The organism is Lysobacter daejeonensis GH1-9, assembly GCF_000768355.1.
Classification (GTDB): domain Bacteria; phylum Pseudomonadota; class Gammaproteobacteria; order Xanthomonadales; family Xanthomonadaceae; genus Aerolutibacter; species Aerolutibacter daejeonensis.
Genome location: NZ_AVPU01000016.1, coordinates 38,624 through 53,713 on the forward strand (window position 1 = coordinate 38,624; position 15,090 = coordinate 53,713).

Sequence of the window (15,090 nt, forward strand, 5' to 3'; positions counted from 1 at the left end):
AATCCGGGACTCAACTGCCCGCGTCCGCATCGCGCCCCAGGGCGCGGCGCACCTCTTCCAGCGCCCCCGGATCATCCAGCGTGGAAAGGTCACCCGGATCGCGGGACTCGGCCAGCGCCTGAATGGAACGCCGCAGCAGCTTGCCGGAGCGGGTCTTGGGCAGTGCATTCACCACGTACACCCGCGACGGGCGGGCCACGGCACCCAGCTGCTCCACCACGCGCTTCTGCATCGCCACCGCGATCTCGACCGCACTCATGCCCTCGGCGCCCTGCTTCAGCGTGGCGAACACCACGGGCACCTGGCCCTTGAGTTCATCGTGCACGCCCACCACCGCGGCTTCCGCCACGGAGGGATGGGTGGACACCGACTCCTCGATCTCGCGCGTGCCCAGGCGGTGCCCGGCCACGTTGATCACGTCGTCGGTGCGCCCGAGGATGAAGGTATAGCCATCGGCATCGCGGATGGCCCAGTCCAGCGAGCTGTACAGCAGCTCCTTGAAATGACCGAAATAGCTGGACACGAAGCGCGCGTCGTCGCGCCAGATCGTGGTCATGAACCCCGGCGGCAGCGGCGGCACCATCACCAGCACGCCCTTCTCGCCGGGCGCCACGTCCTCGCCGGTGGCTTCGTTGATGACCCGCAGGTTGTAGCCGGGGGTGGGCAGGCCCGGTGAACCGAATTTCACCGGCTTCATCTCAACCCCCGGCATCAGCGCCAGCACTGGCCAGCCGGTCTCGGTCTGCCAGTAGTTGTCGATGATCGTCTTGCCGATGCCCTCGGTGATCCACTGGGCGGTCGGTTCATCCAATGGCTCGCCCGCCAGGAACAGGTACTTCAGCGCGGACAGGTCATGCTGCTTGAGGTACGCCGCGTCCTGCTTCTTCAGCACGCGGATCGCGGTAGGCGAGGAGAACATCGTGCGCACGCCATAGCGTTCGCAGATCTGCCACCAGATAGCGGGATCCGGGTTGACCGGCAGCCCTTCGTAGAGGATCGACGTGGCGCCGGCGATCAGCGGTCCATACACGTTGTAGCTGTGCCCCACCGCCCAACCCACGTCCGAAGTGGAGAACATCACCTGGCCGGGCTGGATGTCGTAGATCGACCACATCGACATCGCCATCGCCACCGCGTAGCCGCCCACGTCGCGCTGCACGCCCTTGGGCTTGCCGGTGGTGCCGGAGGTGTAAAGCAGGTAGCTCGGCTCGTTGGATTCCAGCCAGGCGACTTCGACCTCCGCACCGTCGTGCTGCGCGCGCAGACTGGCGTAGTCCACGTCACGGCCATCGATACGCGTGAGCGCGTTGTCCAGGCCGCGATCGACGATCAGCACGTGCCCAGGTGGAGATTGGGCCTCCGCGCAGGCCGCATCCACCAGCGGCTTGTACGGGATGACCTTGCCACCGCGCATGCCGGCATCGGCGCAGATCAGCAGCTTAGGCTCGGCATCATCGATGCGCAGCGCCAGGTTGTGCGCCGCGAAACCGCCAAACACCACCGAGTGCACCGCGCCGATGCGTGCGCATGCCAGCATCGCGAACACCGCCTCGGCCATGTTGGGCATGTAGATGATGACGCGGTCGCCCCGCTCCACGCCCAGTGCCCGGATGACGGCGGCGAAGGTGTTCACCTCTCGGTGCAGTTCACGGTAGGTGATCTCGCGGGTGAGGCCTGTCTCGGTTGAGATCGTGACCAGCGCCAACTGGTCGGCACGCGCCTTGAGGTGACGGTCCACTGCGTTGTAGCAGAGGTTGGTTTCGCCACCGACGAACCACTTGCGGAACGGCGGCCGCGAGTCGTCCAGGATCCTGTCTGGCACTCGGTGCCAGTAAATGGCCTCCGCCTGTTCAGCCCAGAAGGCTTCCGGTTGCTCGATCGAACGGCGATAGAACTCCTCGTACCGCATGTCCATTCCTCCACGACAATACATCGAGGCTATCGCGGCGCAGCATGCTGCCGCGCTAAGACATTGGTCGAAAAAATGCCGGAGCCCTGTGGCATGCCGTTTTCAGCGCGTGCCGCGAGATCAGACGACACCGGCGCGCCGCAGAATGCTGCGACGCGTCATGCAGGTTTCCGCGCCAATGCGAATGGGATTCGCCTCGCCGGGAAGCCCGAAGAGCCGCCCCTTCCTGACCGGCTCCCCAGCCCCGGCTGTCCGTTTCAACCAAACGAAATCCGGTTTCGATGAGTCGAGGCTTGGCAAACGTCGCCCGACCGTCGGACCATCCCCGGATGCGTACATCGCCTCCAGCCAGCGCGCCATTGCTGCCCATCGATCGGATCGCGCGGGTGCTGTATCCCGCGGCGGTGGCCGTCATCGTCTCCGCGACCCTCTGGGTATCCAGCCTCTTCGACGAACCACCCCAGCTGACGATCGCCGCCGCACTGGGCTTCATCGCCTGGGTCGCGCTGCTCAGCGAAGCAATCCGGCACTACTCGCGCTGGCTGGAACGCCGCTGGCCCTGGCACGCCCGTCCGGCCCATCGCCTGGTCCTGCAGGTGGGAGGATCGACCCTCGCCATCATTGCCTTCAGCCTGATGGTTTACGTCCCGCTGAAACTCCACGAAATCCGCAACGGTGCCAACGACACCATCGGCTGGCCGCACCTGACGGTGACGGCCCTCATCGCCACGGTGTTCTCGCTGGCGTTGAACGCGTTGCACGTCACGCTCGACTTCCATGCCAGCCTGCAGCGCGCGCAGCAGGACACCCGAGACATGCAGGCCGCGATGCTGCGCGCGGAACTCGACGCGCTGAAAGCGCAGATCAACCCCCACTTCCTGTTCAACAGCCTCAACACCGTGCACGGGTTGATCGCGCAGGATCCGGCGCTGGCCCGCGGACTGTTGCTGGAACTGAGCGATGTCCTGCGTTACGCCCTGGGCCATTCGCACCACGACTTGGTACCGCTGGCTCGTGAGCTGGAGTTCCTCCACGCCTACCGCGCCCTGCTGCAGGCACGGCACGGCGAAGGCCTCCGCGTCGACATCCAGCCGATGGACGGTTCCAGCGACATGATGATTCCACCAATGAGTCTCCAGGTCCTGGTGGAGAATGCGGTCCGCCACAACCGCACCCGCGAGGACGATCCACTGGTCGTGGACGTCCGCCTGGGCGATCGGGGCATCATCGTCTCCAATCCGATCAAGCCGCGGCACAGCCCCAATCCCGGCGCGGGCACCGGACTGTCCAACATCGAGCAGCGCTATCGCCTGCTCGGCACCGAGGGCATCCGCGTGGCCCGTGAATGCAATGCTTTCATCGTCGAGCTCGGGCTGCTGGCACGCCCCAAGGCAACCTCCCCATGACCGCCCCCCTGCATGCGTTGATCGTGGAAGACGAGCCGGTCGCGGGCGACACCTTGCGCGCGCTGCTCACCGAGTTCGCGCCCGAGTTGACCTTGGAGCCCTCCATCGGCGCCATTGCGCCGGCGATAGCACGGCTCGCGCAGGCGCCTCCGCCGGCCCTGGTCTTCATGGACGTGCACCTGGCGGATGGCCTGTGCTTCGAAATATTTGATGCCCTGCCACCAACATCGCCGGTGATCTTCACCACGGCGTACGATCAGTTCGCACTCCAGGCGTTTGAGGCCTTCGGCATTGATTACCTGCTCAAGCCGATCCGTCCGGCGCGCTTGGCCACCGCGCTCGCGAAGTGGCGCCGGCTGCGCGAGTCGAACATCCCGGCAGACCCGCCCACGGGGCCTGCTGCCGCTCGCCACTATTTTCACGCATCCCGGCAGTACCGCAGGCGCATCCTGGTGCAGTCGGGGGAGACGCTGGTTTCCCTCGCACTCGAAGACGTCGCGTATTTCCACAAAGCCCTGGTCGTTCGCGTGGTGACCCACGGCGGCCGTGCCTACCCGGTTTCGCAGAGCCTGGACGAACTTGAACAGACGCTGGACCCGACCGTCTTTATTCGGGTCAACCGGCAAGTGATCGTCCGGGCGGAGGCAATCGCAAGGATCGATCGAGGCTTCAAGAGCAGACTCGAACTGACCCTCACCCCGCCGCTGGCCGAAGCCTGCACCGTCAGCCAGGAGCGCGCAGGGGCGCTGCGCGACTGGCTGGATCGCTGAATCCCCTGGTTGGATTGCTGGCTTCGAGTGTGGCTTGCGCAGGTTCACGCCACGCATTTCCCGCTTCGCATCGTTTCCGCGCGTCACGTAGTGCAGCTGCGGCCATGCTGGCTTCGCCCTCGACCGGGCCGTGCGCGGCACCTCGCCTCGCCCGTCACCAAGACCAGGTGTTCCCACATGCGATATCTGTTGCCAGTGCTGCTCGCCGTCTCCGTCGCAGCCCAGGTCGCCCCCTGTCACGCCCAGTTTGCCCCGCCGCTTGGCGCCCGGCCGGAAGTTGCCGGTGCGCGGACGCAGATGGCGACGCTCGCCAGCATCCACCTTTCCGGCCACTCCGGAGACTGGCAGGTTGCGTGGCTCACCCCCCTGCGCGCGCGAATCATCGCCTGGCGCCCGCAACTGATCACGATCGAAAACCTCTCCGGCTCGCAATGCGAAATGATGCGCGCCCTGCCTGGACGCTACGCCGAGACGTACGACACCTACTGCACGGACGCCACGCCCTTCCAACGCAGCCTCAAACTGACCCAGGCCGAAGCCGAAGCACGCGCGGAGCAGCAACTGGCCACCTGGCCGCGCACGCCAACGCCCGCCCAGCGCCGCGAACTGGCGATGCTGTTCCTGGCGGCCGGCGACTTCGGCTCCGCGATGGTCCAATGGTTGCGGCTGCCGCCGGCCGAGCGCCGCGCGGGAGACACCCTGAGCGAGCGAGCGGTGAAGCACCTCACGCGCTCGTCGGGCACCATGAACGAAAGCATCGACGTCGCCGCGGAAGTCGCCGCGAGCGTAGGACTGGATCGCCTCCATGCCGTCGACGATCACACCAGCGACGCCATCTTCAGCATGCAGGACCCGGCCTTCGAGCCGTGGCAGCAAGCGCGATACGAAGCCATCGTGCCCTCGCCGCAGTTGGTCCAGCAATCCGAAGTCGAAAAACACGTGCACGACGGTGAAAGCCTGCTGGCCTACTACAGGGTTATCAACGCCGCGCACGCAAACGACGACACGATCCAGCTCGACTTCGGCGGTGCGCTCACCGACCCGCACTCCAAACGCTTCGGGCGTCAGTATGTCGGCTGGTGGGAAACCCGGAACCTGCGCATGGCCGCGAACATCCGCGGAGCCATCAGCCGCACTCCCGGCGTGCGCGTCCTGAACATCGTCGGCGCCTCGCACAAGCCGTGGTACGACCAGTGGGCCCGCCAGATGAGCGACGTGGAGGTCGTCGACGTCGCTGCCGTACTCGGCCCTTGAGGTTCCTGCGCGCATCAAGCAACGACAGCCCCGAATCAATCTCCGCAAAAGAGAAAGGGCGGCCCAAAGGCCGCCCTTTCATTGTCACTGTCCCAGCCTGGCTGCGATCAGAGCAGGTGTGCCACGCCAGCGCGCTCTTCCTCGAGCTCGGCCAGCGTCTTGTCCATTGCCGCGCGGCTGAACTCGTCGACCGGCAGGCCTTCCACGCGGGTGTACTCGCCGTTGGCACAGGTCACCGGCACGCCGTAGATCACGCCTTCCGGGATGCCGTAACTGCCGTCCGACGGCACGCCCATCGTCGCCCACTTGCCGTTGGTGCCCAGCACCCAGTCACGGATGTGGTCGATGGCGGCGTTGGCGGCCGACGCAGCCGAGGACAGGCCACGCGCCTCGATGATCGCCGCGCCGCGCTTGCCGACCTGCGGGATGAAGGTGTTGGCGTTCCACTCGGCGTCGTTGATCTTGTCCTTCAGCGACTCGCCGTTGACGGTGGCGAAACGGTAGTCCGGGTACATGGTCGGGCTGTGGTTGCCCCACACGACCAGCTTCTCGATGTCGGCGACGGCCACGCCGGCCTTGTTGGCCAGCTGCGACAGCGCGCGGTTGTGGTCCAGGCGCAGCATCGCGGTGAAGTTCTTCGCCGGCAGGTCCGGCGCCGACTTCATGGCGATGTAGGCATTGGTGTTGGCCGGGTTGCCGACCACCAGCACCTTTACGTTGCGGCTGGCAACCTTGTTCAGCGCGGCGCCCTGCGCGGTGAAGATCTTGGCGTTCTCCAGCAGCAGGTCCTTGCGCTCCATGCCCGGGCCGCGCGGGCGTGCGCCGACCAGCAGGGCGATGTCGGCGTCCTTGAACGCCACTTCCGCGTCATCCGTGCCGACCATGCCGGCCAGCAGCGGGAACGCGCAGTCTTCCAGTTCCATCATCACGCCCTTCAGCGCGGCCTGGGCCTTCTCCATCGGCAGCTCGAGCATCTGCAGGATGACGGGCTGGTCCTTGCCCAGCATCTCGCCGGAAGCGATGCGGAACAGCAGCGAGTAGCCGATCTGGCCGGCAGCACCGGTAACGGCAACGCGGACGGGGGTCTTCATGGAAGTTTCCTTGCGTAACGGGTTGGGGTGGGGCGGATTGGGATGGAGCCGGCCAGCGCGTCAGAACACGCGGTAGCCCAACGGGGTGAGTTTCTCTTTCAGTTCAGCGGTGTTGTAGCCATACACCACCTCCTGGCCGATGACGGTGGTGGGCACGCCACGCGCACCCAGCGCCTGCATGGCACGGTCGCCTTCCGGCGTGTCGACGTCGAGGATGCGGTAACGCACGTTCGCAAGCTCGAATGCCTTCTGCTGCTTGCGGCAGTAACCGCACCATTCGGCCGCCATCATCACGATGCGGTCATCGCCGGTCGCGACCCGCGGATCGTCCGGGTGCAGGGTGGGCTCGCGATCGCCGCGGAAATGCATCCATCCGCCAATCGCCGCCAACACCACCAGCACCCAGACAATGCGCATGACCGACGCTCCGGATCAGACGAGTTCCGCGAAGAACTCCTGGAACCGCTGCAGGCCCGGGGCCAGCTGCGGCGTCGGGCAGGTATAGCTGATGCGCAACGCTCGCGGCTCGCCGAACGCCGACCCCGGCACGCAGGCTACGCCCTTGGCTTCCAGCAGCGCGTTGCAGAAGTCGACGTCGTTCTCGATCTTCGTGCCGCTTGGGCCATGGGTCTTGCCGAACGCGCAGCTGATGTCCGGGAACACGTAGAACGCGCCCTGCGGGCGCGGGCACACCAGGCCAGGAATCGCGTTCATCACGTCCATGACCTGGTCGCGCTTGGCCTGGAACTCGACGCGCTTCTGGTTCGGCACGTCCTGCGGACCGGTCAGCGCGGCGATGCCGGCGGCGTTGACCACTTCCGGCACGTTGGTGATGTGGTTGGAGTTGAGCGTGACCAGCGCCTTGGCCACGACCTCCGGCCCGACCATGAAGCCCAGGCGCCAGCCCGGCATGCCATAGGTCTTGGACAGCGAGTCAAGGAAGATCACGCGATCGCGCAGCTCCGGGCGGGCGAGCACGAAGTTGTAGTACTCCAGACCGTCGAACAGCATGCGGTTGTAGATGTCGTCGGCGATGACCCAGGTGTCCGGATACTTCACCAGCACGTCCGCCAGCGCGACGATCTCGTCCTTGGTGTACACCATGCCCGTCGGATTGGACGGGTTGTTGAACAGGAACACCTTCGGCTTCTTCGCCAGCGCTTCGTCAAGCTGCTGTGGGGTCAGCTTGTAGTTCTGGCTGGCCGGGCATGGCAGCAGCTGGATCTTGGCGTTGACGATCTCGGCGATGTCCACGTAGCTGGTCCAGTACGGCGCCGGGAAGGCGATCGTGTCGCCCTCGTCCAGCAGCGCCTCGGCCAGGTTGTAGATCACGTGCTTGGCGCCGATGCCGGTCGCGCAGTTGGCGCGGGTGTAGCCGGTGAGGCCGATCTGCTCGATGTGCTCGAGCAGCGCGTCGAGCAGCGCGTCGGGACCACGGTTGCTGCCGTACTGGCCGCTGTCCTTGTCGACCGCCTGGCGCGCGGCTTCGTACACGTGCGGGCCCGGCAGGAAGTTCGGCACGCCGATGGAGAAGCTGATGATGTCGCGGCCTTCGGCCTTCAGGCGCTTGGCCTTCTCGGCAACGGCCATGATGGCGCTGGGCTTGGCACGTCCAATGCGCGCGGCGAGCTGGGGCATCGCGAGGAACCTCGTGGGAAGCGTGTAGGGAGGGCGGAAAGCCCGGTACAGAACCCCGAAATGGTACCACGCGGGCCCCGTCCGGACCGGGCCGACGATGGTCTCACCCAAGGCCCGTTTCCGCTGCAACCACCTCCCTGGCGACGGCGCCGGCTGGCACGAAAACGCCCGCCCGGATTCCGGGCGGGCGCTCGCGCCTTCTACACTTGCCGACAACTCAAGCGCGCGCGTTGGCGTCCAGCGTCTTGTTCCACTCGGCCACGCGATCGGCCTTGGCGGCAATCGCGGCGGCGGCGTCACCCTCGATCTTCACCGAGTTGATCTTGTCGCCCTGCTTCACGCTGTCCACCACGTCCAGGCCTTCGGTCACCTTGCCGAACACGGTGTGCTTGCCGTCCAGCCACGGGCATGCCACGTGGGTGATGAAGAACTGGCTGCCGTTGGTCGACGGACCGGCATTGGCCATCGACAGCACGCCACGCTCATGGCTCAGGCCGTTGCGGGTCTCGTCCTCGAAACGGTAGCCCGGGCCGCCGCGACCGCTGCCTTCCGGGCAGCCACCCTGGATCATGAAGTCGGCGATGACGCGGTGGAAGTTCAGGCCGTCGTAATAGCCGCGCTGGGCCAGGTTCACGAAGTTGGCGACGGTCAGCGGGGCCTTGTCGGCGGCCAGTTCAATGCGGATCGGGCCGCGTTCAGTATCAAAATGGGCAATCAGGCTCATGGCCGTCTCCTTTCGGGTTGGGGTCGGGGCACTGGGCCCATCCCGCGCGACATGGAGACGACACCCCCGTCTCACAAGGGGGTGGGACGTTCAGGCAAGCGGCCACGGCGCTGCCGCCTGATCCGGTATACTGGTCCGCTTCCTTCCAAAAACAGGCGCCACCGACCGTGGTGCCCTTTCCCGATGTCCATCGAACGCCTGCGCAATATCGCCATCGTCGCCCACGTCGACCATGGCAAGACCACCCTCGTCGACCAGCTGCTGAAGCAGTCGGGCACCCTGAGCGAGCGCGCCGTGGTCCCAGACCGCGTGATGGACAGTAACGACATTGAAAAGGAACGTGGCATCACGATCCTGTCGAAGAACACCGCCATCCGCTGGAAGAACCCGAAGACGGGTGAGGACTGGCGCATCAACATCGTCGACACCCCGGGCCACGCCGACTTCGGCGGCGAGGTCGAGCGCGTGCTGTCGATGGTCGACTCGGTGCTGATCCTGGTCGACGCGATGGACGGCCCGATGCCGCAGACCCGCTTCGTCACCCAGAAGGCATTCGCGATGGGCTTCAAGCCGATCGTGGTGGTCAACAAGGTCGACCGCCCGGGCGCGCGCGCCAGCTGGGTGCTGGACCAGACCTTCGACCTGTTCGACCGCCTTGGCGCCACCGATGAACAGCTCGACTTCACCACCGTCTACGCTTCCGGCCTGCAGGGCTACGCCGGCATGGACGAGAGCGTGCGCGATGGCGACATGACCCCGCTGTTCGAGGCCATCTGCGAGCACGTGCCCGCGCCGCCGGTCGATCCGGACGGCCCGTTCCAGATGCGCGTCACCTCGCTGGATTACAACAACTACGTCGGCATCATTGGCGTGGGCCGCATCCAGCGCGGCAAGGTCAAGCCCAACCAGACCGTCACCGTGATCGACCGCGAGGGCAAGACCCGCAGCGGCAAGGTGCTGCAGGTGCTGGGCTTCATGGGCCTGGAGCGCGTCGAGGTGCAGGAAGCGCAGGCCGGCGACATCATCGCGTTCAGCGGCATCGAGGGCATCGGCATCTCCGACACCCTGTGCGACCCATCGGCGGTGGAACAGCTGCCGGTGCTGGCGGTGGACGAGCCGACCATCTCGATGACCTTCCAGGTCAACGATTCGCCGTTCGCCGGCGTGAAGGACCGCAGCGGCGGCAAGTTCCTGACCTCGCGCCAGCTGCGTGACCGTCTGACCCGCGAGACCGCGCACAACGTGGCGCTGAAGGTCGAAGACACCGCCGACGCCGACAAATTCAAGGTCTCCGGCCGCGGCGAGCTGCACCTGTCGATCCTGATCGAGAACATGCGCCGCGAAGGCTACGAGGTGGCCGTATCGCGTCCCGAGGTCATCATCAAGGAAATCGACGGCATCATGCAGGAGCCGTACGAGTCGCTGGTCGTGGACATGGACGAGCAGTTCCAAGGCGGCGTCATGGGTCGCCTGGGCGAGCGCAAGGCACTGCTGCAGAACATGGAGCCCGACGGCAAGGGCCGCGTGCGCCTGGACTACATCATCCCGGCGCGTGGCCTGATCGGCTTCCAGACCGAGTTCCGCACCCTCACCGCGGGCACAGGCCTGCTGTTCCACGTCTTCGACCACTACGGACCGAAGATGGACGGCACCATCGGCCAGCGCCAGAACGGCGTGCTCATCTCCAACGGCACCGGCCCTTCACCGGCCTACGCGCAGATCGCGATGCAGGAGCGCGGCCGCCTGTTCATCGAGCCGGGCGAGGAGATCTACGAAGGCCAGATCGTCGGCGTCAACGCCAAGGACAACGACCTGACCGTCAATGCCCTGCGCGGCAAGCAGCTGACCAACTTCCGCGCCTCCGGTACCGACAAGGACGAAGGCCTGATCCCGCCGATCAAGCTGTCGCTGGAGCAGGCGCTGGAGTTCATCGACGACGACGAACTGGTCGAAGTCACGCCCAAGCAGATTCGCCTGCGCAAGAAGTTCCGCACCGAGAACGACCGCAAGCGCGCTTCGCGCGCGGCCTGATAGCGGCACGCGGCACGACGGTGGAGGCGCAGTCCCGCTACAACCCGGATCCGCATGCGCATCCGGGACTGCATGCCATCGCCGTGTTCGAGGCGGCCAAGGGCGTCATCGCCCTTCTGGCCGCCGCGGGCCTCGCGTGGGCGGGGCCCACCGCCCTGCAACACACCCTCGATGGCGTGGCGGTGAAGCTGCACCTCAACCCCTCGCACGGGCCCGTTGCTTCGCTGCTGCGGGGCATCAACCCGGAATCCCTTGGCGTGGCCATCGCCGTCACCCTGGCTTATGCGCTGATGCGCTTCGTCGAGGCATGGGGGCTGTGGCGGGCCAAGGCGTGGGGCTCATGGCTGGGCTGTATCGGCGCCGCCATCTACCTGCCCTTCGAGCTGTACGCGCTTGTCGCCCACCCGGGCTGGCTTGAGGCCGGCGTACTCGCCGTCAATCTGCTGGTGGTCTGGGTGCTGGGCCGCGACTTGGCCAAACGCCGCCGGTAACGGGACCGCCCCCCCGCCTCCCTGCCCCTTTCAGAAGCCGGCCTGTGCCCACCGGCTGCCGATGCGATCGCCGCGTCAGTTGACCGTGGTCGCACTCTGGGCACTCGTTCCGCCAGCGCCCCCCCCGGTAACGCTATTCTCGGCAGGCAAATCTGCGAAAGGGGAATCGCAATGCGAGTGCTTGTCCTGGCTGCGCTGGTCGCCGCCACGGTTGCCTGCGACCGCGTGTCCACGCCGAAACTGTCCTTGAGCGACACCGACAAAGCCGATGCGCCCGCACCGGCAGGCGACGACGACTTTGCGTATGCCGAGGCCGATGTCGCCAGCCTGCAGGCGCGCATGTCGCACGGCGAGCTCAGTAGCCGGGCGCTGACCCAGGCCTACCTCGACCGCATCGCCGCCATCGACGACGCCGGCCCCAAGCTCAACGCCGTCATCGAGACCAACCCGCGCGCGCTGCAGGAGGCGGAAACGCGCGATGCCGAACGCCGCGCCGGGCGCGTCCGTGGGCCGCTGCATGGCATCCCGGTGCTGGTCAAGGACAACATCGACGCCACGCCGATGGCCAATTCGGCCGGCTCACTGGTGCTGGCCGATCACCAGCCCAAGGCAGATGCCCACGTCGTGCGACGCCTGCGCGATGCCGGCGCGGTGATACTGGGCAAGACCAACCTCAGCGAATGGGCCAACTTCCGCTCGACCCACTCCACCTCCGGCTGGAGCAGCCGCGGCGGGCTGACGCGCAACCCCTACGTCCTTGACCGCAATGCGTGCGGTTCCAGCTCCGGCACCGGCGTGGCCATCGCCGCCAACCTGGCCGCCGTTGGCGTGGGCACCGAGACCGACGGCAGCATCATCTGCCCGTCGGCCGCGAACGGCCTGGTCGGCATCAAGCCCACCGTTGGCCTGGTCAGCCGCACCGGCATCATCCCCATCTCGCGCACGCAGGACACCGCCGGGCCGATGGCACGCTCCGTCGCCGATGCCGCCGCGCTGCTGTCGGTGATGGTGGGACGTGATGAGCGCGATCCCATCACCGGTGACAGCGCCGGGCGCGCCGTCTTCGATTACGAGGCGCGCCTGCGCCCGGATGCCCTGCGCGGTGCGCGCCTTGGCGTGGTGCGCCAGGCGATGGGCTATCACGCCGCGACCGACGCCGTCATGGAGCGCGCGATCACCAGCATGCGCAAGGCGGGCGCCCAAGTGGTCGACGTCACCGTCCCCACGTGGGGCCAATGGGATGACGCCGAGCTCCAGGTCCTGCTCTACGAGTTCAAGGCCGGCGTGGAGCACTACCTGCTCAACAGCGGTGCGCCCGTGACCACGCTGACCCACGTCATCGACTTCAACCAGCGTCACCACCAGACCACGATGGCCTATTTTGGCCAGGACCTGCTGCAACAGGCACAGGCCAAGGGCTCGCTGGGGGATCCGGCCTACCTGTCCGCGCGATCCGAAGCCCGGCGTCTGGCACGCACGGAAGGGCTGGACGCCACGTTGGCAGCCCATGACCTGGACGCCCTCATTGCGCCGGCCACCGCCCCGGCCTGGCGCACCGATCTCGCGCACGGCGACCACTTCCTGGGGGCCGGCTATGGCTTGGCGGCCGTGGCCGGCACGCCGAGCGTGACGGTGCCCATGGGCGACGTGAAAGGCCTTCCGGTCGGCGTCGTGTTCATGGGGCCCGCCTGGAGCGAGCCGCGGCTGTTGGGGCTGGCCTACAGTTTCGAACAGGCTGCCAAGGCCCGGAAAGCACCGCGCTTCGTGGCCAGCATCGGTCCGGATCCAGCATCGTCGGCACCACAACAAGTTGCCATGGCTGCGAGCAACGCGCCCAACGCCGCCACTGCGCCCTCAGCCGCAGCAGTCGCGCCGGCGGCCCCGGCCGCCGCCCAAGCCACCTCGCCGGGTGCGGCCGCCACGACGGCGGCGGCCGCACGGCCCGCAGCGCCCATCACCGCTCCGGCAACAACGAGTGCGCCCGTGCCGGCAAGGGCGCCGACACCTGCAGCGGCAGTCGCCCCGACAACGGCAACGAGGCCAGGAACGGCAACGGCGCCGCAAACGACCTCTGCGCTGGCGCCGACTGCCTCCAGGCTGGAGACTGATGCCGCGTCGACCACCAGCCCACCTCCCGCGGGTACGGCGACTGCGACCAGTCCGGGGCGTCCGCGCCCCCGCGCCACCACCCTGCCCGGCGCGTCCACCGACCAGCCCCGCTGATCGCGTTCGCAGATGGCAAAAGGCCGCGGGTCACCCCGCGGCCTTTTTTTGGCTCTCTCCGCAACGACCACGCCGCCACGCAGCGCTCCCGCCACCCTCAAACCGGCGCGGAAATCTGCTCCTGCTTGCGCACGATCAGCATGGCCACTTCCAGCGCCTGCTCATAGTTGAGACGGGGGTCGACCGTCGAGTGGTAGGCGCGCTCCAGATCGCTTTCGGTCAGCTCGCGCGCGCCGCCCAGACACTCAGTGACGTCTTCGCCCGTGAGCTCCAGGTGCACGCCACCCAGACGCGTGCCGGCGGCCGCGTGCAGGTCCAACGACTGCTCCAGCTCACTGCGGATGTTGCGGAAGCGACGCGTCTTGTATCCGTTGGTGGTGCTCTCGGTGTTGCCGTGCATGGGGTCACAGACCCAAAGCACGCGGCGGCCGTCGCGACGCATGGCCTCCAACAGCGGCGGCAACTTTTCGGCGATCTGCGCCGCACCCATCCGGTGGATGAAGGTCATTCGGCCCGGCTCGTCCTCGGGGTTCAGCACGTCGATCACGCGCAGCAGCTGGTCCGCCGTGACCGAAGGTCCGACCTTGATCGCAATCGGATTCCGAATGCCGCGGAAGTACTCCACGTGCGCGCCATCCACCGCCGCCGTACGCATGCCGATCCACGGGTAGTGGGTGCTGAGGTTGAACCAGCCCCAATGACGCGGCACCTGCCGCGTCTGCGATTCCTCGTATGGCAGCAACAGCGCCTCGTGCGACGTGTAGAAATCCACGCGATTGAGGTTGTGGACCTGCGAGCCCGACAGCGTCTCCATGAAGCGCACGGCATCGCCGATGCCATTCACCATCCGCCGGTACTCGTCCGCCAGCGGCGAGTGACCTACCCAGCTCAGGTTCCAGTACTCCGGATGGTGCAGGTCGGCGAACCCACCATCGATCAGCGAGCGGACGAAGTTCATCGTCATCGCCGACCGAGCATGGCCCTTGATCATCCGACGCGGGTCGGGAACGCGGGCTTCGGCGGTGAACGCCGGCGCATTGACCAGGTCGCCCCGGTAGCTTGGCAGCGTCACTCCTTCGATGGTCTCGGTATCCGAGGAGCGCGGCTTCGCATACTGGCCGGCGAAGCGCCCCACGCGCACCACCGGCTTGCGCAGGCCGTGCACCAGCACCAGGCTCATCTGCAGCAGCACTTTCAGCCGGTTGGAGATGACCTCCGACGAGCACGACGCAAACGTCTCCGCGCAATCACCACCCTGCAGCAGGAAGCGCTTGCCTTCCTGCGCATCGGCGATCTGCTGCTTCAGCGCCAGGATCTCCCAGGAGGTCACCAGCGGCGGCAGCGTGCGCAGCTCCACCAAGGCCTCCTCCAGCGCCTCCGCATCCGGGTACTGCGGCAGCTGGAGCGCCGGATAGGCGCGCCAGGACGACGGCGTCCACTCGCTGGGCAGGTTCACGGATTGCAGGTTGCGGGGGGCATTGGGCATGGCGTTCACGGCGGTTGTTGCGGAGCAGCAACCCATCATCCGCCCCACTCCACCGGCCTGCAACCGT

General features: G+C 66.9%; 11 protein-coding genes and 1 pseudogene. 6 read left to right on the top strand and 6 right to left on the bottom strand.

All coding sequences use genetic code 11. The features are described 5' to 3' along the window. Positions 1-10: 10 nt before the first annotated feature. On the bottom strand, positions 11-1,909 hold the full coding sequence (gene prpE, locus N800_RS09920) for a propionate--CoA ligase (protein WP_036137786.1): 1,899 nt from the start codon (positions 1,907-1,909) through the stop codon (positions 11-13). Positions 1,910-2,238: 329 nt separating this feature from the next. Between prpE and N800_RS15385 the strand changes: the two genes are divergently transcribed. The 3 genes from N800_RS15385 (at position 2,239) to N800_RS09935 (ending at position 5,339) form a co-directional block, all read left to right on the top strand. Next, positions 2,239-3,315 (top strand): sensor histidine kinase, encoded by a 1,077-nt coding sequence (locus tag N800_RS15385; protein WP_156962949.1) that lies wholly within the window; start codon positions 2,239-2,241, stop codon positions 3,313-3,315. Positions 3,316-3,338: 23 nt separating this feature from the next. Beyond that, positions 3,339-4,085, top strand: coding sequence for a LytR/AlgR family response regulator transcription factor (locus N800_RS09930; RefSeq protein ID WP_198032519.1), 747 nt, complete (start codon positions 3,339-3,341; stop codon positions 4,083-4,085). 177 nt (positions 4,086-4,262) lie between these two features. Further along, positions 4,263-5,339 carry a DUF5694 domain-containing protein gene (locus tag N800_RS09935; protein WP_156962950.1) on the top strand — a complete coding sequence of 359 codons (1,077 nt, stop codon included), beginning with the start codon at positions 4,263-4,265 and terminating at the stop codon, positions 5,337-5,339. Between the two features lie 107 nt (positions 5,340-5,446). On the opposite strand, the gene N800_RS09940 is transcribed toward N800_RS09935, so the two are convergent. The 4 genes from N800_RS09940 to N800_RS09955 form a co-directional block, all read right to left on the bottom strand. Beyond that, positions 5,447-6,430, bottom strand: coding sequence for a malate dehydrogenase (locus N800_RS09940; protein WP_036137794.1), 984 nt, complete (start codon positions 6,428-6,430; stop codon positions 5,447-5,449). 60 nt (positions 6,431-6,490) lie between these two features. Then, positions 6,491-6,847 carry a glutaredoxin family protein gene (locus N800_RS09945; protein ID WP_036137796.1) on the bottom strand — a complete coding sequence of 119 codons (357 nt, stop codon included), beginning with the start codon at positions 6,845-6,847 and terminating at the stop codon, positions 6,491-6,493. A gap of 15 nt (positions 6,848-6,862) precedes the next feature. After that, on the bottom strand, positions 6,863-8,068 hold the full coding sequence (locus tag N800_RS09950; RefSeq protein WP_036137798.1) for a pyridoxal phosphate-dependent aminotransferase: 1,206 nt from the start codon (positions 8,066-8,068) through the stop codon (positions 6,863-6,865). Positions 8,069-8,285: 217 nt separating this feature from the next. Continuing rightward, the gene (locus tag N800_RS09955) at positions 8,286-8,792 is read right to left on the bottom strand and encodes a peptidylprolyl isomerase (RefSeq protein ID WP_036137801.1); all 507 of its coding nucleotides are present in this window, start codon (positions 8,790-8,792) and stop codon (positions 8,286-8,288) included. 183 nt (positions 8,793-8,975) lie between these two features. Between N800_RS09955 and typA the strand changes: the two genes are divergently transcribed. The 3 genes and pseudogenes from typA to N800_RS09970 form a co-directional block, all read left to right on the top strand. Then, positions 8,976-10,823, top strand: a complete 1,848-nt coding sequence (typA, locus tag N800_RS09960; protein ID WP_036137804.1) for a translational GTPase TypA — start codon at positions 8,976-8,978, stop codon at positions 10,821-10,823. Between the two features lie 20 nt (positions 10,824-10,843). Next, entirely contained in the window at positions 10,844-11,314 is a 471-nt protein-coding gene (locus N800_RS09965; protein ID WP_036137807.1) for a DUF2127 domain-containing protein, read from the top strand. Positions 11,315-11,485: 171 nt separating this feature from the next. After that, positions 11,486-13,144 (top strand): annotated as a pseudogene (locus tag N800_RS09970) (amidase); the annotation flags it as partial. Between the two features lie 490 nt (positions 13,145-13,634). Here N800_RS09970 and N800_RS09975 read toward each other — a convergent pair. After that, a complete protein-coding gene (locus N800_RS09975; protein ID WP_036137810.1) occupies positions 13,635-15,023 on the bottom strand; it encodes a class II 3-deoxy-7-phosphoheptulonate synthase in 1,389 nt (462 codons plus the stop codon). Between the last annotated feature and the right edge of the window lie 67 nt (positions 15,024-15,090).